Genomic DNA, 20,867 nt, shown 5'->3' on the forward strand with positions numbered 1-20,867 from the left:
TGTGCTTGGGGGGTTAATATCCCCCTTTTTTGACCGCGGTTTTTTTCATTGAATTTGTATTATTGTTCGTCTGGTTGAAATTAGTTGATCTTGCAAATATTCCTGACTTTTTTCAGCGGTAAATAATTATTATTTTTGGTCTTTAAAGCACACTTTACGTGATTTAATTTTTGGCAAATGCATCGCATGCCGAATGTATAAAAACAACTATAAATACCGCAACCATATTGCTCGTGTAAATACACCATTGTTGGTATGTCTTGTCGAAAATGTAAGAGCAGAGTGTTGTGTCGACTTGGAACTGTTATGAAAAAATGTATTGATATCGATTACACCAGTAACGATGGCTTGAAATTATATGCGCGCGATTATAATGTCAGTGCTCGACAAACCATAATATGTATTCCTGGGCTAACTCGTAATTCTAAAGACTATTTGGACTTTTGTGGTTATTTCAGCACCGAATATCGAGTTATTGCTGTTGACCTTAGAGGTCGCGGCAAATCTCAATACGACGATAATGTTATAAACTATAATCCATTAACCTACGCACAAGATATTCTACAATTAATACATTACCTTAATATAAACGACGTGATCTTAGTGGGTACTTCATTGGGTGGGTTAGTCTCAATGATTTTGTCCAACTTGGCGCCAGGTTTAATAAAAGGCATTGTGTTAAATGATATTGGCCCAGAAATAAATCCCATTGGTGTTGATCGCATAAAAAGTTATGTTGGCAAAGCTTCAGTATTTCACAGCTGGGCAGACGCAGTGGCAAGCGTAAGATCGGTACATGGTTCGGAATTACCCGGCATGACCGATGCCCAGTGGTTAAGCTTTACCAAAGGCTTAATGAATGAAAGCGAGTCTGGCGAGATAACTTTTGCTTACGATATAAAAATAGCGCAATGGATTAGTGATAAAGACGATTCGCCAAAACAAGCTGATTTATGGCCGCAATTTGACAATATGCTAGATGTACCGCTTTTGGTCATTCGCGGCGCGCACTCCGATATATTGGATATACAATGCGTGAATAAAATGCGTAACAAACATCACTGCATGCAATATTGTGAAATAAAACAGCGGGGTCATACGCCCATGCTTAATGAACTTGAATCTATAGCGGCGTTAGATGACTTCTTTCGCGATTTATGCTTTCAATCAACCTTATCTAAAGCGTTATAATTTACCGTTGAAATCCTCTGATCAACTCATAACTAATGTGATCAGAGGGTAGAATCAGAAATAGAAAATGTAATGTCTAATTTTTTAGACCATTTTTAGGAAACTCTGGATTAATCAAAGTTTCCTTTAATTTTTATCGAAATCATTCTGGTTTATGTTTTAGTGAATTAATTGCAAAACAATAATTAACATCGGTGACACATTTTTGTGTTGCCGAAAGCTCACAAATAACGTGAGTTTTTGTACCTTTTTTCAGCATAATACAATAATAAAATTTACACCTCTCCAAATCGTTTGTGATTTTTTAATCCAAACCTGTCGCTTTGAGATTCAATGTAGAAATGGAAAGTAGCAGTATCTAACTAATAATAAAATTAAATCTTAAAGCATTATTTCTGTTTACTGAGAGAATGCTATGAAAAAATTACTACCTACCTTGGCGTTAGGTGCCGTGGCTGTTGCGGTCTCACAAATGGCTTTTGCCGGAAGTTGGACCACAGAAACCATCGCGCAAATGCCCGTTTCTATTTACACACCTTCAAGTGCGCCGGTACTTAATGGCAAGCGCGCATTGATGATTTCCACCGGAGGTTGTACCCAACAGGGGGCTACTAATACCGAATTCCGTGATCAAAGTAACTGGGAAGCCACCGCAGAAGAATACGGCATGGTCGTGGCTGTGCCCAATGCACCCAACGGTGGCGTATTAATTTTTGGTTGTTGGGACTATTACGATTCAAACCATACGCGCACCAATCGCCACAACGATAATATTTTATCGTTAGTCTCTACCTTAAAATCCCGAAGTGCATTAAACATCGATTCCGACCAAGTCTATTTTTCGGGATTATCATCCGGCGGCGGTATGGTCAATGTTATGGCTTGTCTTGCGCCAGATGTGTTTGCCGGATTAGGTAATTCCGCGGGACCTGCTGTGGGAACTTCATCCTCTGAAGCGTCTTTTGTGGCAACCACCGCTCAAGAAATGCGTAATACGTGCTTATCTTTAGCGGGTTCGAACAGCTCATTCTTAGATACCCAAATTATGTCTATTGTTTGGGGTAGTAGTGATTTTATTGCTGCGCCCGGCTACGCTGACGTAAACGCAAACGGCTTTGCCAGTGTTTACGGGGCAACCGCCGACAGTGGTAGCGAAGTTATTCCCGGAATATCTCTCGACGGTGTTGAAACCACACACAGCGACGCAAATGGTGAACGTGTTTCTAAGGTTATTGTGCAGGGGTTAGCGCACGCATGGCCCGCTGGAGGTGGTTCTGGAGTAAGTACTTATATGGATAACACGTCCATTAATTATCCTGCTCATTTAACCGCGTTCTTATTTGCGAATAATCGCCGTGTTGGCAGAGAGCCTCCGGTAGGCGTTAACTCATTAACATTGAATTCGCCAAGCCAAGTTGAGCTGGGAGCCTGTGACCTTTACGATGAACCCGGCTTTAGCGCAACCGATGCAACGTTGGGTGATGTCACCAATTTGGTAGCCGTTTCTGGCAATCAGTTTGATACCTGTACCGCAGGCACCTACACCATCAGCTACTCGGTGGATTTCTCCGACGGTAGCCAAGATACACAAACGCGCACCGTGGTGGTTAGTAGCCAGCCTACCTTTGATTGCCAAGAATTCGTGAGCAGTAATTACGATCACCTTGTCGCAGGCAGAGCCGCTTACTGTAACAGTGGTGTGTTGGTCTGTACGGTTGGTTCTGGCGAGCAACTGGGTTATGCCGTTGCCTGGCCAAATAATGTGGTTGTATCCGAACCGAGTCCTGGTTATTTCCAAGCTGGCAGTTGCCAATAATAAAAAAGCGGCCTTGGGCCGCTTTTTTTCGCTTCATCATTTAATTGATGGGATTGTAGGTTTTTAGAAATCCATCAATTTCGGTAAGCATTTGCTGTCTCGTATCGCTTACCGAAAGCCAATGATCTTCACCCGATAAAACCGCCGAGTGTATATTTTTATCGGCAGATTTTAATTTTGAAATCATATCCCGCGATTGCGTTGGTGAAACTACCGTGTCGTCTTTACTGTAGATAATCAAAGTCGGCGCTTTAAACGCTTTCGCATGTGTAATGGGTGAAATGTTCTCGAAATCGACTTTATTGAATTCGTTATCGCCAATAATGCCTCGCCAGTAATCCAGCTCCCAACTGTCACTGCCCGATTCGCGACGCTCTTGGGTAAGCATTTTAGGAAGATCCGTAACGCCGTTAACGGCAATAACACAACTGAATTTATCGGGTGTAATACCACCGGCTAAGAGCGCAACATAGCCACCATAAGACGCACCCATAATGCAGGTTTTATTCGGGTTGGCAATGTTTAAACCCACAAGGTAATCGAACGCATCGGTAACATCGGTCTGCATTTCTCTACCCCATTTACCTCTGCCTGCTTCGGTAAAGGCTCTGCCAAATCCAGAAGATCCTCTAAAGTTCGGTTCTATAACCAAATAACCAAGGCTCGCAAAATATTGCGCCCACCAATCAAATTGAATGGAACTGTAACTAGCCGGACCGCCGTGGGGGAATATAAGTGTAGGTAGGTTTTTTCTGTCTTCGGGAGAAGAACCTAAGGGCCACGTAGCAATAGCGTTTAGTTCGGTTCCGTCTTGTGCTTTGTACGCAAAGCTCGAAACATCAGCGACCGAATTCGCCGAGATAGACTCATAGCGACTACCCAGTTTTTTAAGCTTTATATTTTGCGTATCAAATAAATACAAATCATCCGGTGAATTGCTGCCCGATACCGAGAGCACAAAGGTATTGCCGGATTCGTCAATATCCAACAGAAAAACCGACTGCTCTGGAAATGTCGCTATTACACGATCCATCGCAGCCTGCGTATGTTCAGATAAAAACTGATAACTAGGGCGAACGCCTGAATAACGCACACCAACCAATTCGTTTTTAAAGGTAATTATCTGCGTAATATTGCTGTTGCTGGTTTGGAAAATAGGGTCTGTTTCTACGCCATCTTTTAAGGGCAGAATAGAAAGCGCTTCGATAAAGTTATCATCATGACTTAATATATACAGCTCATTATTATTTGCAGAAATACCGACAATATCTAAGCTAACGATATCGGTCTCGTGTCGATAAATTTCTTTTGTATTATTGCCACTTGTGTACGCATTTACTGTATAAATATTATTTTTATCGTCAAAATCTTCGCGAGCTAGTACTTCGCCATTTTTGTTCATGTGCCAAGCAAATGTAGAGGCGTTGCCTTTTTTGTGCAGCTTACCCTTGCCGTTGCGTAAATTAACACGATAGATGTTATAACGAGCGTTAGAAGAATCGTCATAAGCGGCCATGTAGGCAACTTCTTCCTTTGAATTTACCGCAATAACATTACCCAAAGATGCTTGGGCAGGATACAAGCCGGGAGTTTTATCGAGTAATAAAACCGTTTCACCGGTTTTTATATCAATTGCATAGGCAGCAGAATTTTCGAAACGGCCTACGTAAGAGTGCACCCGTGTGGTTTCACTAAAACGCGTGATGATATAGCGGTTAGAGCCAAATTGAAGAGATCGCAACTTGGCGCCATCACCAACATTAACGACACGTACGGGTTTTAATGTTTGCACATCCACTACAACGAGGTTAGTTGTGCCTTTGGCCTCTCTGATCCAGGCGACTAACGAGCCGTCGGGAGAGATTGACATAGAGCGATTGGTGGGTAGTCGTCCATAGTCCGCCAGGTTTGATGCCAACACAGTTGTGTGTGCGAAACCGAGGTATATCAAAAAAACCGCTAAAATCCGGGTTAATAAACTGCCTAGTTCCATAAGCATAACTCTTCTTAATCAGTGCATTTCCAAATTCTTAAAAACAAGCCCAAGGTACGTTATTAAGGGGGGCAAACGTAAAATAGACAAAATCGACAGAATTATAATCGATAAGGGATATACGAGGTATAAACTATAGTGTTAGTCGGGATGGGTATTTTTTTGTTTCCGGATAGAGAATACTTAGAGCGTTAATTGCGTGCAAAGAATGGTTGAAAGTATTTATTTTTACCAATTATTTTCAATGTATAAATATTTTTATTTCATAAGTATTCCAATTTAAAACGGTAGATGGCTCTGGGTAATATCGGGGATTTAAGAGCGTAAGAATATTCTATTTAGGAATCTCTGATTAACTCATCCATGATTTAATCAGAGTACAGAAATTGAAAATGCGATTTTCAATTTCTTCACAATTTTAATTACTTACCGTTCTTGAAGTTGGTGACACATCCTTGTGCCACCGGAAATTCTGGGTTAATCAGAGTTTCCTTTATTATTAATGATAGTGAATGATTAAAACTAAGAAAAATTGATGATGGTATTTTAAGTTTTAGTATTTCTTAGTTTTTTATTTGATTGAGTTGTTGAGGAATAATCAAGATATTTCACATTTTCACATTTTCACATTTTCACATTTTCACATTTTCACATTTTCACATTTTCACATTTTCACATTTTCACATTTTCGGCGTTTTTTATTCCGCATTTCCTAATTAAAGATTTTTCCGATATTCAATTAATTTCGAAAAGATATAAATAAAATGTTCACGTTAGGATTCAATAATAAGTGGTTTTGATTAATTAGAGAGTTACGAGATTTGTCGAATTTTTAGTGCCGGTAAATACAAATATATCAAGCTGTAATAATTTTTCAAATTGTAAAATATAACACCAATTAAAAGCAAAAATCTCCAAAGTAGCAGTAGTTAAGATATTTCTATGAGATGTTTTTCACGCCAAATATATTTCTATGTTGTTGAAAAATTAAATATAGGTGAGTTGTTCAAAAAATTTATATAAGTAAATTCAAACAATAAAATAAGTTAATTGTAAGCATTAAAAATCCTGAAAATAAAAAGCAGAAAATGTTGCAATGTTAAAAACAGGGGATTTTGGGGAGAGATTTTTTGTGCTTAAAATGAATGCCTAGCTAACGCCGTGAGCAGTAGCTGAATTTGGCGCACGACGGTTTTTAAAATGGTTCTGTTGTTTTCAGTATCTGATTAACTTAATTCCTGTATTTAATTTTTGAGGCTTCTTCTATGCGGATAGGAACATTGGGTCCACAAGATACTAATTCCGAAATGGCATCGTATTTTTATTTAAAAGAAAACAACTTCGAAGGGGATGTGGCTTTGTACGATACGCCAGAATTATCAATAGAAGCGTTAAAAAACGAAGAAGTTGATAAAGTGATTTTGTGCATCGTATATCCAAAATTAAACGATATTGTTTTCCAAAATTTAACGTCGATTAAAATGACCGGCGTGTTTATGAAACCTACCGACGCCATGGTAATTGGCGTGGCAAGGGATGGTGATAGAGCCTGCTCTCACCCGGCACCGGTGGAATTAATTCAACCTTTTTACTCCAATGTAGAATTGGTTAATAGCAACGCAGACGCAGCTAAACAATGCGCATTAGGAAACTACGACGCCTGTGTAACAACACTTGCTGCCGCGAAAACCAATAATTTAGAAGTCAAACACAGTTATGGTCCGGTAAGTATGGGTTGGGCTATTTTCGAGCGGAGACATTAAAACATGTCTGTGGCAGCGCTTTTAGACGGATTAAGCACGGCTAACATCGCTGATGCTTGCGATCACGTTGGTGTTCCCTGTCGATATTTATCGAAACAATTGCGTTATACACACGGTGAAAAATTCTGGGGTTATGCCGACACGGTAATGTGGGGGCCAACACGAAAAGGTTCAGAAATTATTAAACCGTCGCCTTCTACCTGGCAGGACGTCGGCGCGTTTGTCGCAGATATAAAAGATGACGGTACACAGAAGGTTTATGTCGCCGGCTGCCGCGAAATTTCCGACGAATATGTACTGGCTGGTGGTATGAGTCTGACGTTTATTGAAAAAAGACGATACCAAGCCGCCATTCTATTTGGTGCCGTGCGCGATTACGAAGAGATAAAAAGACTTTCTATCCCGGTTTGGTATTCGAACCTTGCGGTTATGGACTCCCAAGGATGCATGAAGGTCGAGAGCCGTGGCTCGGGCTGTCTTTTTTCCGGTCATTGGATTGCACAAAACGATTTAATTGTTGGCGATGCAAACGGTGTTATTTGCGTTGGAATTAACGATGTTGAAAAAGTTTTGTCAAGAGCCCAAGACATTAAATACATTGAAGACGACGTATTGGCAAAAATACAATCCGGATTGGATTTGTTTGAATTGGTCAATAAGGGAGGTCATATATGAACACGAAATTTATGCCTCAGCTGCAATCGGATAAAACTCAGTATGTTTACAACGGTAAGTATCAAGGTGAAGTTTCGCCCAGTTATGCACCTGGATTATTTTCTCTGAATTATTCGGTATGTGCCTTTGAAGGTATTCGTTCTTACGCCACCAACAAAGATTCTATTGCTGGGATTTTTCGGTTAGAAGAACACATTGATCGCTTCTTAATGAGTTGTAATTATTTAAATTTGAACTCAGAGCACATAAATCGGCAGGCATTATTATCTTTGACGATTGATTTGGTAGCTAAGTGTCGCGATCGAGATCTGTATATTCGACCCATAGCGTTCTTTGGTGAAGGCATTATGAGCCTTTCGTCGCCGCCTGCGGTGCAGATGGTCATTATGGCTACGCCTTTTTCGACGATGCCAAAAAAACAACCCTTGAATATCGAAGTCTCCGATATTGTAAGAGATACAAAGACTATCAACAAAAAAATATCTCGTAATTATTTTGATTCGTACATGGCTTTGGGGAAAAAATCCGCAGGTTTTAATGAGGTAATGATGTTTGATGATCAAGGTTTTGTTACTGAAACCAGTGCGCACAACATTATCTTTAAATTAAATAATGGCGAATATGTAACGCCCAGTGATGAATATTGTTTACCAGGTATTACCCGTAAAACGGCCATCGAACTGTTAAAAGAAATGGCTATTTCGGTTAATTACCGATCGGTTCATAAAGACGAATTAAATAAAGTCGTTGCTTGTGCATTAACAAGTACAGCTTCAGAAATTCGAGTGGTCGATCAAATCGGAGGCCAACAATTAATAGGTCATAATCAAGCCTTCGACGAAATCATTCAATGTTATAAAAGTTTAACAACCGGCTATCTGCCAGAGTCTGATAAAAAGTGGGTCACCTATGTTACAGCGTATTGAAAAAGATGGTCATACTAAATTCTTTTACAAAGACGAGCTAACACTGGATATACATTTTCCAGAGTTGGATATATCACAATTACAACGATCTTTTGATTTTGTACCCTACGATAATTATTACGATAAGGGGTCGCGTTACAGAACGACATCCCGCGTTGAAATTACCGAAGAGGGTTACAAATTGTTACCGAAGGTTGCCCTGTACCAACCTACCTATGTGAACGACATAGATTCTTACGGCGGTATCGATCGAATTTATGCCGACGTACCTATCTCGTTATTACAAACGGAAGCGTTTGACACCATGATTAAATGCTGGCTTGAACAAATTCCGTTTGAGGTAAAAAGCTTCTCTGTACATCAAATTCGCACCACCGATTCTGGTAATCCAACGCCTGAGGGTAGACATAAAGACGGTACCGATTGGACAGGCGTTTATATTGTTCGCAGACACAACATCGAGGATGAGTCGGGTAAAACTAAATACTGGATCAAGGATGAAGAAGTCGTTTCTGAGGTGGTTCCGGAAGGTGGTTTAATTTCCCACTGCGATCGATATTTTCTCCATTGCGCAACACCCATCGAGAAAAAACACCCAGATGAACCCAGTTTTCGCGATGTGTTTGTATTAACGACACCTGAGCACGGATTAAATCGCGAACAAGAAGAATACCGAGCTAAGGTTCTTGAAGTAGATTTATAAATTTTAGTACATCGTCTTTGTTAAATATTTTAAAAAATATGAGTTACCCTACATGAGTCAAGCGCCTGTTATTAACCCTAAAATTGTCACCCTACAATTACTCAAATATTCCTTTTGTGAAGACTTTGTAAATAAAAGGATGCCATTTCGTGATCAACATTTACTTCATATTGGCACCGCCTGCAAAAACGGAGTTGCCAAGGCAGGTGGAGCAAGTGGTGATCCTATAACAGACGGTTTGATCATATTCGCGGGTAGCAAAGACGATGTGCAAAATTTTGTGGATAACGATCCGTATTACCTAAATGGACTGGTAACCCAATACAGTATTGAAGATTGGTACGTTGTTTCGGGTTATGAAATTTTTGAATAGGTGGATAAATCGTGCTGAATAAAGAAAGTTTCTTAATGGCCATTGGTACTTCGCTGAGTACGATTGGCAAAAGCGTAGATACTCTCGATTATAAATTATCGACTGCCGATTTTGATCTTAATTCTATTGAAACAATGTTGTTTGTGTCTCAACTAGAAGGCAGTAGTGGTGTTGCTATTAATTTTGAAAAAATACCGGCAATTAACGATATTCAGTTTGAAGATCTATGGAATGCAACCTTGTCATAGGTCTTAAGTAGATCTTCAAACAATTAAACCGTTTATTTAATTTTCAATTTTTGCGGCATTAACAACCGCGCGGTGTATTATGAACCTATACCAACAAATAAGCGCATATCGTAATCGAGACGATATTTATATCAAAAACGCGGGTGAATCTCCGGTAGCCTATCGCGATTTTTTCGAAAATGTCGATCGCTTAGCAGAAACACTCGATTCCATCTTGCCAGCCAAGGGCGTTGTTTTTTCTGATCTGCCTAAGTCGGTGGAATCGGTAACCTTGTTGATGGCTTGCATAAAGTTAGGATTGGGTTTCTGTTTTATTGATACAACTCTGCCGACTGCTAGAAAACTCAGTGTCTTTAATCGAGTTAATCCAATTCTTTGTGTGTGTACACCAGAATTTGGTGCAGACTTAACCGCTAACAATGAATCTTCATCGTGCGCAGATTTACTTGCAAAGAGTCCGGTGACATTTCAACACGCGTATTTATCAGTAAACAAAATAAATACCCAATACGACGGTAATATTATTTTTACCTCTGGAAGCACCGGAGAGCCCAAGGGTGTTATGGTTGGTTTGTTGGCTCTGGCGCATTACGTTGATTCAATGCTAGGAGTCATGAACGAGCGCGCAGGCACCTGGCTTAGTTTGTGTCCCATCCATTTTGACGTTTTCCAATTGGATTTCTTGGTGCAGTTCGCTCGTGGTTTTAACATCGTTATTGCCGACTCGGGGCTTCTGCCTCAGCAAATCATGACGCTATTAAAATCGGACGACATTACAGAATTCCTAGCGATTTCTACCATTTTAAAAATGATGGGATTGATCTATCAGGGTAAGCCGCAGGAATTACCAAAATTGACCCGAGTCTACTACGGCGGTGAAGGCTGTCCGGTCAGTGTGTTAAAAACCATTGCTGGAATTTTTCCACAGGCTAAGTTCTGCCAATTCTATGGCCCAACCGAGAATACCAACAACACAACTTTCTTTAAATTTGATCAGCCCTTTGATACCGATACTGGATTTATGCCGTTGGGTAATTCACTCAAACACGTTGATATTCAGTTGATCGATGAGCACGGATCTAAGATTCAAGAGCCGCGTATTGAAGGTCAAATTATTATTGCTGGCCAGCAGCTTATGGACGGGTATTTGGGTACTGAGCAAACCGAGCAATTAAAAATTTTCGAAGATGGCTCTAAGGCGTATTACACCGGCGATTTTGGCTATAGAGATGAGCAGGGCCGATTGTGGTTTACCGGTCGAAAAGACGATCTGGTTAAAATTCGCGGTAACCGAGTTTCTCTTCAAGAAGTTGAAGCAGCGGTTCTCAAATCAATGCCAGCGGGCGCCTATGCCATAGCCTTGGTTCGACAAAAAAATGGTTTTGATTCTTTAGTTGCTGGTGTAAGCAGCGATAAAAAAATAGAAATTAAATCCATTAAATCCGACATTTCAAAAACATTACCCGTGTATGCAGTGCCGGAATCGATCATCGAAATAGATTTTTCAGACATAAAGACGCTTTCCACCGGAAAACTTGACCGTAAAAATTTTAAAGCCTGCTTATTAAAGCAATTGGAGGGATAAAAATGCACGCTGAATTAGCAACATTATATTGGAAATCACTCAATATGGATATGCCCGGAGATGCCGACGCTCAGTATTTGGATCTTGGTGGCAATTCGGTAGGTATTTTTGTGCTTACAGAAAGTATCCGCAAAAATTTGGATATTGACCTTGATCCGTCAGTGTTGTTATCCGAAAAATCCAGTCTAAATCAACTCACCGACCATGTTGAGAGCCTGATCCATGTCTAGAAACAAAAGCATCTATTCACTCACCGATGAACAATTAGAAACCTTCGATAAGCAAGGTTTTATTGGTCCGTTTACCTTGTTCGACTCTGAGCAAATGAAAGAGTTGTGGAATAAGCGTATTCGCAAAGAGTTATTGTATCGGGAAGACTGCGTTTTCCAGAATTCACGTTTGAATTACGATCGTCACTTAGATTTAAAGTCGCTTCAACAAATTGTTACATCACCGGTAATTGTCGATAAGGTCGCCTCCATTATGGGTAATGATCTGCTTTGCTGGCGCACCGAGTGGTTTCCTAAATATCCCGGTGACGGCGGTACTGAATGGCATCAAGCCAAGCGTTTTTTCGAGTTCGAAAATCAACCTAAACTCACCCCACCTGAACATTTATTGGAAGGTGAAAAATACTGGGTTGTAACCGTTTGGATCGCCATGACCGATGCTACCCTAGAAAACGGCTGTATGAAGTTTATGCCGGGCAGTCATAAAGAAAATTGGTTCTTTGATGAATCTAAAGGTAATAATTTCGATCAGGAAAAAGTTGCCGTTAATGATAATTCTGGATTCTTTGGTTACAGTTGGGAAAATCTGAAGGTCGATAGCAGTTGGAAACCGGACGAAAGTAAAGCGGTAACCATGGAAGTTAAAGCCGGACAATTCTTTGTGTTTACTTCTAAGTGTTTACACGGTTCGTTCCCTAACATATCTGAGACAGACACCCGTTTTGCTATGGCGGCGCGTTACGTTATTCCAGAAGTGGCCGTTTATCAAAATTTAAAAACCTTTGATGCCTTAGGTGAAGTATTGGATCTCGATAAATACGCAACCCTATTGGTTTCTGGTGAAGATAAGGTAGGTATTAATAAGGTTAAAGAACCTTGGTTGTAAATCTATAAAAACCTCTGATTAACTCCTCCAGGATTTAATCAGAGGGCAGAAACTGAACATGCGATTTCCAATTTCTTGTCCATTTTAATCACTGACCGTGCTTGAATTGGATGACACATCTGTGTATTGCTGGAAACTCTTGGTTAATCAAAGTTTCTTGTAAAAATTGGCTTCAATTCGTTTGTTAACACAGAAAATCCAAGAGTCTTGGGTTTTCTGTCGTCTCTAAAATAAAATTGTGATGAAGGTGCTCTGTGTTAGAAGTTACCCAGTTTGGTAATCCAGAAGGTGATGCTTTAATTATTTTGTCTGGGTATATGTTTGGTAATTGGGTGATGATGCCAATGGCCAAACATATGCCGGATATTAATGTTATTTTAATCAGTAATTTAGGAACCGGGTACGGCGATGTAGTCGAGAGCGATATATCGGCCACATTGGCCTCTATTGACGCGGTAATTAAACAGTTTGGTATCAAAGAATTCCATCTGGCTGGTCATTCCATGGGTGGCTTTATTGCACAAATATATACAAGCTTGCGTGCGCAAAGCACTATAAAGTCACTTATTTTATTGGGCAGCTGTCATCTGGAAGAGTTTAAGGGCTCGTATCGTAATAATTCTGAGCACGTTTTGAATGATTTATTTTCTCTGGATGCAGATACGTTTTTCAAATTTACAACCTTTAGTGCGTTCTCTCCTGAGTTTATGGTCGGTGATAATTTGTCGGTTCTAAAGCGCGATTTCTTTGCTTTTATGCCTGAGTTTGAAGATTGTAGTAAACAACATATTTTATTAAAGAGTGTGAACGATTGGTTTACTGATCATGTTTTAAATATTGATACCGAAATCTTAAATATTTATGCGCTGGGCGATAAAATTGTTAAACCAGAATGGGCTGAGAATTATTGTGCGCATAGCACAAAGGTAAAAAATTATCCGATTTCTGGCAGCCACATGTTTATGTACGAAACGCCCGAGAGTGTTGCAGCAATTATTTCTAGATGGTTGAAGTAAGCTTTAGGATTCTCTGATTAACCCAATCCTGATTTGATCAGAGAGCTAAAAGTAAAAATGCGACCTCCAAATTGTTCACAATTTTAAATACTTATCGTTCTTGAAATTGACGATACATTCTTGTGTCGCTGGAAACGTTAGGTTAATTAGAGTTTCCTATAGAGGAAATTCATGTAAGTTTTTGTTCCTTTGATGTTTTTATAGGTTGAGTTGACATGATCGATGGTGTGGCATTTATTCGAGACAATTATCCAACAATCAGTAACAGCAACGATCCCACAATATACCGACATTTGTACCATCCCGATATATTGTGGTGTCCGCCCAGTCTTCCCGATAAAACCGGTGTGGATATGGTTGCCTTTTGTTACGGGATGAAGGATTACCATATTTATGTCGAGCTTCTTGAAATAGAAGGTTTGTCTGGGGATGATTTTTCTTACGTCACGGGTTTGGTTCAGGTAGATACGCTAACAAAGTCTGGTGAATTTATCGAACGCATCGTATTGCGTGGCTCTTGGGTTGTTGTGAGCTATGAGGGAAAACCTTGCATTCGATATCAGGTTTGGAATCAAAAATAAATTGTAAAGGTTTTGTTTGACGTGATTAGATCTGCCTATTTATCCACGCCGATTTTTATGCCCGATAATCGTAAGTTCGCAGACTATGTTCAGTCTTTTGCGCCCAGTTCGATTGTTTATAAAAGTGGTATTTTAAAAAATAACGAGGCACTTAGTTTTCTAGGATTGACCAATGGTCTAACCGATGCATTGGGTTGGTTAGTTGATAATCTGTCAACGGCGTCGCTTCCCATTATTAATAGAGTTGTAGTAACGAGTTCGACAATATCCTTGTCTCCGCAAGAAACCATCGATTTTTGGACGGTATTAACGGCGTCCATAACACTGTCTGAGTCGGCAGAGCTTTATTTTTTAGGCGGCAAAGGTTGCAACAGTATGGTGTATGGCTGTTTGCAGTCTATTAAAGATGTTCAATCTGGTTTTCTGGACAATATTTTAGTTATTAATATTGATCTATTTTTAGAGCAGAGTAATCGCTACAGCGATTATGCGTTTTTCAGTGATAACGTAGCTTTTGTATGTATTTCTAACGAAGCGCTGGATTATATTTGCGAAGGTTATGATACAACATTGGCGCAGTATCCGGCGGATGCTTTTGCAACTTCCTGTAGTTTTTTTAGCAATGCTCCTGCTTTGAGCTTTTATCAAAAAGATGAGGTGGATTTTTTTACGCTCAATACTTTTTATTTTTTATTGGCAAAAAAATACCAGGCAAGGCCATCACAGTTGGCTTGGAATTTAGATACTCATTTATCGGTTCATCGGTATTCTTTTGATCCGTTTTTTAATTTAATCATATCTGACAGTAAACGCAGTGTGCTTCATGTCGAATCACCGCCTTTCCATTGTGATGAATTAAGGTTGTCGCGAGTTGATTAAATCGTTATTCGTCGCGTTGTAGAGTAATTTCGGTCATCTAGGGTGTTGTATTAGAGAGACTTAGGTTATTTGTTCAAATAAAAAATATATAGCCTTAGGTTGCCGGGGTGAATTTTATAATTGCTAAAGCGGCGATTTTGCACACTTAAAAATTAATATTTTCTGGAAGGAATTCATCATGGAGTGGATTGCACTCGCACTATTTGCAATGACAGCAACTTTAACTCCTGGCCCAAGTAATGTTTTGGTCATGAGTTCAGGTTTTAATTTTGGTGTAAAAAAAAGTGTACCCGTTTTTCTGGGCGTTGTTTTAGGCTTTCCGTTTATGCTGGTTGCGGTGGGCGTTGGTCTGTACAGTATTTTTGCGATATTTCCGCTGGCGCACATTATTTTAAAAATCGTTGGCTGTGCTTATTTGGTTTACATGGCTTGGAAGATATTTAATACACAGTCGGTTAATGTTGAGTCGTCTGTAGGTACGCCGCCCAGTTTTTGGCATGGAGCTTTTTTACATTGGGTAAATCCAAAATCATGGATTGTAGCGGTCAGTACGATTGCGTCTTTCAGCCAGGTTCAAGATGAGAGGTTACAGGAGGCGTTACATGTGGCATTTATTTTTACTTCTGTCGCTCTACCTTGTGTGGGTACTTGGTTGGTGTTGGGCGATAAAATTCGAGCATTTGTAAAAAGTTCGTATCATGTACGCTGGTTTAACAGAATTATGGCAATTCTGCTGGTTTTATCGGTGATACAAACTTCTTTAAGCTGATGCTGCAGTGCTCAATACCTACATTGAGCGCTGCTTATATAAATAAAAAAACACATGTTATTAATAAATTAACATTGTTATTTTAATTATTTTGAATAAATAAAATCTGTCTGGTTATTCAAGTTCTACTGTCATTACATTACCGCCGTAGCCGTGCATTATGTCGTGAGCTCTGACTTGTACGGTGCGAATGCCTTCTGGAATTTCTATGTTATTTTTGGTTTTCTGGTAGGTTTCTTTGTCTAATTGTGGGTGCCGTAAATCTCGAACTGCTAGAATATTTCCTTGTAAATCAAGTATTTCCCAGCGGTTGGCGTAATGGTCCCAGCCTGAGTCATCGTGTTGTATAGAAACGTGGAAATTATAATTTCCCGAACTTAATTTATGGTATGTCACCTTAACAACATCGGCTTTGCCAGCAGAAGCGAGATTGCTCGCTGAGAATAGACTGACGGTTAACGCGGTTAAAATTGAAAGCTTTCGCAAAGGTGAGTTCATCATCCTGACTCCGTTGATTATTGTTTTTTTGTTTAGCATAGCGCTAATTTATTAATACAAAGCCTGCCTTGGCAATTGTATATAATTTTTTGTACGTGATATTGAATGATGGTTACTCTATCAAATGAGTTAATCATTCAATAGAGTAAATAAAAGGAAGGAGTGCTAAGAAGTGTTATAAAGATTTATTCATCGTTTCTGTAAATAAACTAAAAGCCTCTTTGGGTTTCGTTTTTTTGCAAATTTTGGCAGGTTTGTTATCACCACCTCGTCTTAATACCCCAAAGGTTGCAGGGTCGTAGGATTTTCGTTTTGCGCCGGTGTAGGTTACATCGGGAATATTTTGATTATCCCATTGGCTCGGTTGTTCAATTAAATCGTAAGAAACCGTTACTGAGCTGTATTCGCCAGTGCAAAAACTAGGGTCAATGACAACTAATGCTGCGAGTACATCCCAAAAATAATATTCGCCAGAATTAATAAACCAGTCGTTGTCGTCGAGTACTTTATCCCAAAAGATAGCCGCTTCGGTTTTTGCTTTCTTTTTAAAATCTTTAGCAAATTCGGTGGTTACTTTAACTTCGTTGGTAACATCCAATCCAACCACTTCTATATTTAATTGCGAAGAAAATACTTTTTCGGCAGCAATGGCATCAACATAAATATTCCACTCTGCGCTTTTATTTGGATGTCCGTCGGTAAAGCCTGGAACAATAATATTTCCATGGGTATCGAATGATCCGCCCATAATCACTAATTTTTCGACTTTACTCACGTCTTCTGGATGATGCTCAATCCACTGGGCAATATTGGTCAGGCTGCCGGTGGCAAGTAGCGTTATTTTTTGCTGAGTACTTTCGATGGCTTCGTGAATTATGTGCACCGGGTGTTTTGCGGTAATAGGTAAGGTACCGTCGGCAATTTCAACGCCAGAAAGCGTATCGGCCTGTTGACGCCACGGTTCTGGAAATGTGAAGTAACCATCCAGTGGGTATGCATCTCCACAACCGATAACAACTTCGTCTTCGGTCGCTAACGCTAATAATGCCGGAATATTTCGCATGGCGGGCGCGCAGCGTGTTTCGCCAACTCCATTGGCCGTTACTGCTAAAAGATCGATTGAATCGGTTTTAGCTAATAATAATAAGGCTGACCAGTCATCAATGGCCATGTCGGTGTCGAAAATCACCGGGGTTTTTTCGGCTGCGTTCGCACTGAAAGCGTTACCAGTGAAACATGTTGTGGCGGCAACAGATAGAATTGCGCATTGTTTAATAAACTTCGATTTGATCATTTCTACGACCTGACCTGCTGTAATGAATAATGTATTGGCGAGTTATTTAAAACCACACCTAAAGCCTAGGAGCTAGTTTACCCGAGTTTGACCGTTTGCTCATAAATGCTGATATTTAAGCTTGAACGGATAATATGTGTAGGTACCTCTGATTACATCGTGGATAAGTTAATCAGATGTTGTTATACATTTAGTGTTCGAGTTGCTATTCATTAGGACGATTGTTTGGCGAATTTACCGAGGAAATTTCCTGAGTTTTTACGAAACATTACCGCTAGCGAGAATAGAATAATCCACCTTCAACGACAGGCGTAAGGTCTGCTCGATGAGGATATCGGGTGAGGCGTAAAAGGCGTGATTGGTTTGTAGCTGGGCGCCGTTAGAACAGGCCTATCACTAACCAGCAAGCTGCTGCAAGAATCATAGCGACAAACACCGCTGCTGAACCTGCATCCTTAGCGCGACCGGACAGTTCATGATGCTCTACACCAACTCGATCTACGATCATTTCAATACCGGTATTAAGCAGCTCGATAATCATGACAAAGATAATGCTGCCAATAAGTATCAGGTATTCAAAAGCTGTTTTGGCAACCAGTGTTGAGAGCGGAATAGCTGCAATAAGCGCATAGACTTCAAAGCGAAAGGCTTGCTCGTACCAAAAGGTCGATTTCAGTCCTTTGAGAGAGTAATAGGCGGCTTTGAGTAGTCTGCGTATGGGTGGTGCCGGTTTTTTTTGGCCGTAAATTTTTGCTTTGGTATCGGTTGGCTTACTTTGACGAGCTTCTGATTCTGACATGAGAGTTGACGTATTATTGTTATTTAGCTGAGTTTAAGTACTTGCACATTGGGATCGCGAGTCAGACCGGCGGCGTCGAGTTTATCCAAATAATCACGCCAAAGCTTAAACTGATTTTCGCACAGGGTTTTAAGATAATCCCACGAGTATAGGCCTGAATCATGACCGTCGTTAAAGATTATTTTTAGCGCGTAATTTCCACAGGCTTCTATATTCGTCATGGCTACATTGATTTTGCCGTGTTGCAAGGTTTCTTGTCCTTGGCCGTGGCCACGAACCTCGGCAGACGGTGAGTGCACTCGGAGAAACTCCGCCGATAATTGATAATTGATGCCGTTGTATGCAAGCTCCAAAGTTTGGGATTGTTTATGCAGTTTGATTTTTTCGGGAGCATCCATGGCTAGCCTCACAGTGGAGCTGATGTTTGATTGGGTCGGTCGTGGTGAATTCTAACAATTCAGCGTTAAGCCCTGAAAAATGTGGTACGGCAATCAAGTTTTTAATTTTAACGCTATTTAAAAGTCGATTTCTAATGGAATTACGCTAACGAGCGTATTTATACTGAGGTGGGATTGGCGTTGTTCGCGGAACATACCGCGAACAATGAGCGATATCGCGGTAATCATGAGTTCTTTAATGTTTTTGCGCGGCCGGTAACTGATCCGCTTTGAACACAACGATGTAAAATCAGCGACACAGGGAATACCGAAGTAGTGTGTGTCGCTTGGGGCGCTGCTGCTTAAAGAATAAAGCGGCTGAGATCTTCGTCGTGGGACAATTCGTTAAGCTGTGAATCCACAAACGCGGCATCAATAACGATTTCTTTTTCTGACTGTCCCGAGTTGAACGACACCTCTTCCAGCAAGCGTTCCATAACGGTATGTAGACGTCGCGCGCCAATGTTCTCGGTGCTTTCGTTAACCTGAAACGCAGTTTCGGCGATGCGGCGAATGCCATCTTCGGTGAACGACAAATCGACACCTTCGGTTTTCATCAATGCGATTTGTTGATCCGTCAGTGACGCATTTGGTTCTGTCAAAATACGTTCGAAATCATTTGGTGTAAGTGCATTGAGCTCAACACGAATGGGTAGACGACCTTGCAGCTCGGGAATCAGATCAGACGGCCTAGACAGGTGGAACGCGCCGGAAGCAATAAACAAAATATGATCGGTTTTGATCATGCCGTGTTTGGTGCTCACGGTGGAGCCTTCGATCAGTGGTAGAAGATCGCGTTGTACACCTTCGCGGGAAACATCGGCACCGCTTGAGCCTTCGCGTTTAGCGACCTTGTCGATCTCATCAATGAAGACAATACCGTTTTGCTCCGCAGCCTCAATAGCTTTAGCTTTGGTTTCTTCTTCGTTGATCATCTTGCTCGCTTCTTCATCGGCAAGTTGTTTTAGGGCTTGCTTGATGGTGAGCTTGGCTTTTTTGGTTTTGTTTTGGCCAATGTTCGAGAACATGTTTTGCAGCTGGCTGGTCATCTCTTCCATGCCGGGAGGTGCCATAATCTCAACGCCAACTTTTGCCGCGGCCACATCGATTTCAATTTCTTTGTCATCTAACTCGCCTTCACGCAATTTTTTGCGGAAGATTTGGCGCGTAGAAGATTCTTTCTGTCCTTCTTCTGAGCCGCGTGCAGGCGGTAGTAATGCATCAAGAATTCGCTCTTCGGCGGCGTCTTGGGCGCGGTGTTTGACCTTTTCTTTTTCTTGTTCGCGATACATTTTGATCGACATATCGACCAGGTCGCGAATGATAGAATCGACATCGCGGCCAACGTAGCCAACTTCGGTAAATTTGGTCGCTTCTACTTTAATGAAAGGCGCGTTTGCAAGCTTTGCCAAGCGGCGGGCAATTTCGGTTTTACCCACACCGGTCGGGCCAATCATTAAGATATTTTTTGGGGTTACTTCGTTGCGCAACTCTTCAACAAGTTGCATTCTGCGCCAACGATTACGCAGGGCAATGGCTACAGCGCGTTTTGCGTCTTTTTGGCCGACAATGTGTTTGTCGAGCTCGTGGACAATTTCGCTCGGTGTCATGCTGGACATAGGAATTCTCTTCTTGCTCTGTGTCTGGATTTAAAATTCCAGCGTTTCTATGACGTGATTTTGGTTGGTGTATACACAAATATCGCCAGCAATGGTTAGACCCTGTTTCACGATATCTTGTGCGCTCATATCGGTATTATCTAAAAGGGCACGAGCAGCAGATTGTGCAAACGGGCCACCGGAGCCTATGGCAATTAAATCTTGCTCAGGCTGAATAACATCACCGTTACCGGTAATGATCAACGAGGCTTCTTTGTCTGCCACGGCCAGTAATGCTTCAAGACGGCGCAGCGCTCGGTCGGTTCGCCAGTCTTTGGCCAATTCTACAGCGGCACGAACCAGCTGACCGTTATAGCTTTCAAGCTTTGCTTCAAAGCGTTCAAATAGAGTGAACGCATCGGCTGTGCCACCGGCGAATCCCGCCAAAACTTTGTTGTTGTAGAGGCGGCGAACTTTACGGGCATTACCCTTCATGATGGTATTGCCCAGTGAAACCTGCCCGTCGCCACCAATAACTACGGTGTTGCCACGACGCACAGAGAGAATGGTTGTTCCTCGATATTGATCCACAAAGAATCCTTAAAGC

22 protein-coding genes are annotated in these 20,867 nt (G+C 41.0%); 15 read left to right on the forward strand and 7 right to left on the reverse strand.

Features of this window, described 5'->3' with window-relative positions; genetic code table 11:
* Positions 1-306 precede the first annotated feature (306 nt).
* Together ACYQ28_RS00790 and ACYQ28_RS00795 are read left to right on the forward strand one after the other, a co-directional pair.
* A complete protein-coding gene (locus ACYQ28_RS00790; protein ID WP_460047374.1) occupies positions 307-1,191 on the forward strand; it encodes an alpha/beta fold hydrolase in 885 nt (294 codons plus the stop codon).
* Positions 1,192-1,606: 415 nt separating this feature from the next.
* A complete protein-coding gene (locus ACYQ28_RS00795) occupies positions 1,607-3,007 on the forward strand; it encodes an extracellular catalytic domain type 1 short-chain-length polyhydroxyalkanoate depolymerase (protein ID WP_460047376.1) in 1,401 nt (466 codons plus the stop codon).
* A gap of 40 nt (positions 3,008-3,047) precedes the next feature.
* On the opposite strand, the gene ACYQ28_RS00800 is transcribed toward ACYQ28_RS00795, so the two are convergent.
* Positions 3,048-5,000, reverse strand: a complete 1,953-nt coding sequence (locus ACYQ28_RS00800; RefSeq protein WP_460164682.1) for a S9 family peptidase — start codon at positions 4,998-5,000, stop codon at positions 3,048-3,050.
* 1,265 nt (positions 5,001-6,265) lie between these two features.
* Between ACYQ28_RS00800 and ACYQ28_RS00805 the strand changes: the two genes are divergently transcribed.
* From ACYQ28_RS00805 to ACYQ28_RS00865, 13 genes are all read left to right on the forward strand, one after another.
* Positions 6,266-6,763 carry a type 2 periplasmic-binding domain-containing protein gene (locus tag ACYQ28_RS00805; protein WP_460047378.1) on the forward strand — a complete coding sequence of 166 codons (498 nt, stop codon included), beginning with the start codon at positions 6,266-6,268 and terminating at the stop codon, positions 6,761-6,763.
* Between the two features lie 3 nt (positions 6,764-6,766).
* Positions 6,767-7,438, forward strand: coding sequence for an RraA family protein (locus tag ACYQ28_RS00810; protein WP_460047380.1), 672 nt, complete (start codon positions 6,767-6,769; stop codon positions 7,436-7,438).
* Positions 7,435-8,364 carry an aminotransferase class IV gene (locus ACYQ28_RS00815; RefSeq protein WP_460047382.1) on the forward strand — a complete coding sequence of 310 codons (930 nt, stop codon included), beginning with the start codon at positions 7,435-7,437 and terminating at the stop codon, positions 8,362-8,364. The genes ACYQ28_RS00810 and ACYQ28_RS00815 overlap by 4 nt, the downstream gene beginning before the upstream one ends.
* The gene (locus ACYQ28_RS00820; RefSeq protein WP_460047384.1) at positions 8,348-9,067 is read left to right on the forward strand and encodes a 2OG-Fe dioxygenase family protein; all 720 of its coding nucleotides are present in this window, start codon (positions 8,348-8,350) and stop codon (positions 9,065-9,067) included. Before ACYQ28_RS00815 ends, ACYQ28_RS00820 begins: the two co-directional genes overlap by 17 nt.
* 52 nt (positions 9,068-9,119) lie before the next feature.
* The gene (locus ACYQ28_RS00825) at positions 9,120-9,440 is read left to right on the forward strand and encodes a YciI family protein (protein ID WP_460047385.1); all 321 of its coding nucleotides are present in this window, start codon (positions 9,120-9,122) and stop codon (positions 9,438-9,440) included.
* 11 nt (positions 9,441-9,451) lie between these two features.
* Positions 9,452-9,688, forward strand: coding sequence for a hypothetical protein (locus ACYQ28_RS00830; RefSeq protein WP_460047386.1), 237 nt, complete (start codon positions 9,452-9,454; stop codon positions 9,686-9,688).
* Between the two features lie 79 nt (positions 9,689-9,767).
* Positions 9,768-11,273: an AMP-binding protein gene (locus ACYQ28_RS00835; protein WP_460047388.1), complete on the forward strand. Its 1,506-nt coding sequence runs from the start codon at positions 9,768-9,770 to the stop codon at positions 11,271-11,273.
* Positions 11,274-11,275: 2 nt separating this feature from the next.
* Positions 11,276-11,503 carry an acyl carrier protein gene (locus ACYQ28_RS00840; RefSeq protein WP_460047390.1) on the forward strand — a complete coding sequence of 76 codons (228 nt, stop codon included), beginning with the start codon at positions 11,276-11,278 and terminating at the stop codon, positions 11,501-11,503.
* Positions 11,496-12,389: a chlorinating enzyme gene (locus tag ACYQ28_RS00845; protein ID WP_460047391.1), complete on the forward strand. Its 894-nt coding sequence runs from the start codon at positions 11,496-11,498 to the stop codon at positions 12,387-12,389. Before ACYQ28_RS00840 ends, ACYQ28_RS00845 begins: the two co-directional genes overlap by 8 nt.
* Before the next feature lie 254 nt (positions 12,390-12,643).
* The gene (locus tag ACYQ28_RS00850) at positions 12,644-13,405 is read left to right on the forward strand and encodes an alpha/beta fold hydrolase (protein ID WP_460047392.1); all 762 of its coding nucleotides are present in this window, start codon (positions 12,644-12,646) and stop codon (positions 13,403-13,405) included.
* A gap of 215 nt (positions 13,406-13,620) precedes the next feature.
* Positions 13,621-13,986, forward strand: coding sequence for a Cif family virulence factor (locus ACYQ28_RS00855; RefSeq protein ID WP_460047394.1), 366 nt, complete (start codon positions 13,621-13,623; stop codon positions 13,984-13,986).
* 21 nt (positions 13,987-14,007) lie between these two features.
* Positions 14,008-14,865 (forward strand): hypothetical protein, encoded by an 858-nt coding sequence (locus tag ACYQ28_RS00860; protein ID WP_460047395.1) that lies wholly within the window; start codon positions 14,008-14,010, stop codon positions 14,863-14,865.
* 178 nt (positions 14,866-15,043) lie between these two features.
* The gene (locus ACYQ28_RS00865; RefSeq protein WP_460047396.1) at positions 15,044-15,634 is read left to right on the forward strand and encodes a LysE family translocator; all 591 of its coding nucleotides are present in this window, start codon (positions 15,044-15,046) and stop codon (positions 15,632-15,634) included.
* 114 nt (positions 15,635-15,748) lie between these two features.
* On the opposite strand, the gene ACYQ28_RS00870 is transcribed toward ACYQ28_RS00865, so the two are convergent.
* The 6 genes from ACYQ28_RS00870 to hslV all read right to left on the reverse strand — a co-directional run bounded on the left by ACYQ28_RS00870 (position 15,749) and on the right by hslV (position 20,851).
* Positions 15,749-16,135, reverse strand: a complete 387-nt coding sequence (locus ACYQ28_RS00870) for a hypothetical protein (RefSeq protein ID WP_460047397.1) — start codon at positions 16,133-16,135, stop codon at positions 15,749-15,751.
* A gap of 172 nt (positions 16,136-16,307) precedes the next feature.
* A complete protein-coding gene (locus ACYQ28_RS00875) occupies positions 16,308-17,426 on the reverse strand; it encodes a nucleoside hydrolase (protein WP_460047398.1) in 1,119 nt (372 codons plus the stop codon).
* 379 nt (positions 17,427-17,805) lie between these two features.
* Positions 17,806-18,225: a diacylglycerol kinase gene (locus ACYQ28_RS00880; RefSeq protein WP_460047399.1), complete on the reverse strand. Its 420-nt coding sequence runs from the start codon at positions 18,223-18,225 to the stop codon at positions 17,806-17,808.
* Positions 18,226-18,248: 23 nt separating this feature from the next.
* A complete protein-coding gene (locus ACYQ28_RS00885; RefSeq protein ID WP_460047400.1) occupies positions 18,249-18,623 on the reverse strand; it encodes a gamma-butyrobetaine hydroxylase family protein in 375 nt (124 codons plus the stop codon).
* A gap of 341 nt (positions 18,624-18,964) precedes the next feature.
* Positions 18,965-20,281, reverse strand: a complete 1,317-nt coding sequence (gene hslU / locus ACYQ28_RS00890; RefSeq protein WP_460047401.1) for an ATP-dependent protease ATPase subunit HslU — start codon at positions 20,279-20,281, stop codon at positions 18,965-18,967.
* Positions 20,282-20,311: 30 nt separating this feature from the next.
* Positions 20,312-20,851 (reverse strand): ATP-dependent protease subunit HslV, encoded by a 540-nt coding sequence (gene hslV / locus ACYQ28_RS00895; protein WP_460047402.1) that lies wholly within the window; start codon positions 20,849-20,851, stop codon positions 20,312-20,314.
* Positions 20,852-20,867 lie beyond the last annotated feature (16 nt).

This window comes from Sessilibacter sp. MAH1 (assembly GCF_054658315.1).